1 protein-coding gene is annotated in these 1,617 nt (G+C 38.7%); it reads right to left on the bottom strand.

The genetic code is table 11. From position 1 onward, the window contains the following. Positions 1 to 132: 132 nt before the first annotated feature. Positions 133 to 1,368 carry an IS110 family RNA-guided transposase gene (locus tag BQ5321_RS00585; RefSeq protein WP_071392731.1) on the bottom strand — a complete coding sequence of 412 codons (1,236 nt, stop codon included), beginning with the start codon at positions 1,366 to 1,368 and terminating at the stop codon, positions 133 to 135. Positions 1,369 to 1,617: the final 249 nt, after the last annotated feature.

The raw sequence follows: 1,617 nt of genomic DNA, 5'->3' as shown, positions 1-1,617 counted from the left end.
AAACCAGCTAATAGATTGTCAAGAAAAATCTTTTAAATCGAAAACAACTTCATGCTATACTAAAAATGCGCAACTCAAATAACCCTCCGAACTTAATTTGGAAGGTTTTTGCTTTATTTGAAAATGCTGTTATTAAATAGTTTCTTGGAATGGTGTTTTCGTTTTTAACATCGCATAAATCCAGTGTAAAAGTTTATTAGCACATGCAATAATGGCTACTTTATAAGGCTTACCTTCTTCACGTTTTAAATCGTAGAAGGCACGTAATCGCTTATTTCGTGCAATGGTTTCATCAGTTGTTTTCTTTTTACGACTATCTCGAATGGAACACCGAACTGCTGTAAAAAGCATGTGGCGAAGCCTTGCAGAGCCTCGTTTAGTAATATGATTCTTCGTACCTTTAAAGCGACCTGATTCAAAAACACTAGGGTCAAGTCCTGCAAAGGCAACTAACTTTTTGGGATGACTAAACCGATCAATTTCTCCGATTTCAGAAATAATCGTGGCAGCGATTTTTTCACCTACACCGGGAATTGTTTGGAGTAGTTCATATTCTTCAAGTTGTACCGCCAACTTATCAATCTCACGCTCCAACGTAGAAAGTTGTTGGTGGTACGCTTGAAGTAAATCAATATACATATTCAGACTGACTAGAAGGCTTTGATATAGCGTTGACTGAAATGGATTGCGTTCTGCAGCTGCGATTAATCCTTCTGCTTTTTTATGCGCCCAATTAAATGAACGTGCTTTACAATGCCTATCAATAAATTGTGCAATTTCCTCCACACCAGCTTTTAAGACGGACTCCGAGGTAGGGAAGGTTTGTAAAGTTTTTAATGAAACCTCGGCATACAAATCGCCAAAAACACCTTTATACTCTGGAAATACTTGATCTAACACAGCTTGAAATTGAAGCTTTGTTTGAACCATAATTCCCGTCATATTTTCATGTTGTCTTGTCAGATGCCGAAGATTTAATAACTGAACACCACGCTTTTTCTGAGGCTCTAAATCCTCCTTGTAATACAGTTCGCCTAAGTGATAAGCATCAATGGCATCTGTTTTGGTTTTTCGTAAGCTAGAACTTTTTGCCCGGTAGGATACCAATGGATTTACGATAATCACAATGTACTCTCTTGCTTCTAAAAACTGTACAACTGGGGCATGATAGTGACCTGTTGACTCCAAAACGACAGGTGGTTTCATCCCTGCTTGACGCTCTAAATCGAGTAAATAAGAGTGTAACTCTTTTAGACCTTCCACCGTATGTTCAACCTTCACACTGTTTTTATAGGGCATCTTTTTATCCAAGAACATTTGAATCTGACTTTCACCTTTAGCGACATCCAGACCAACAACTGGATTCATAGTTTATCTCCTCCTAGTGTAGTGGATTGACCGGTAACCTCTATCTAGCTTGTCATTCATATATTCGCTTGTTATACGGGATCTCAATGTCCCAACCAGCCTAATCATGTGTTAACAAGTAGAGGGCGAACAGTTTAGTTGTCGGGATCAAGTCCCACGGGTGCGTCCGTTCTACCCCGGCTACTATCAATCTATAAATTGAATAAAAAATAGTCAACCAGATTTCTCTGGCTGACCTTATAATACGAA

The organism is Bacillus tuaregi, from assembly GCF_900104575.1.
Lineage (GTDB): Bacteria > Bacillota > Bacilli > Bacillales > Cytobacillaceae > Bacillus_BD > Bacillus_BD tuaregi.
This window is presented reverse-complemented; position numbering and strand designations above follow the sequence as displayed.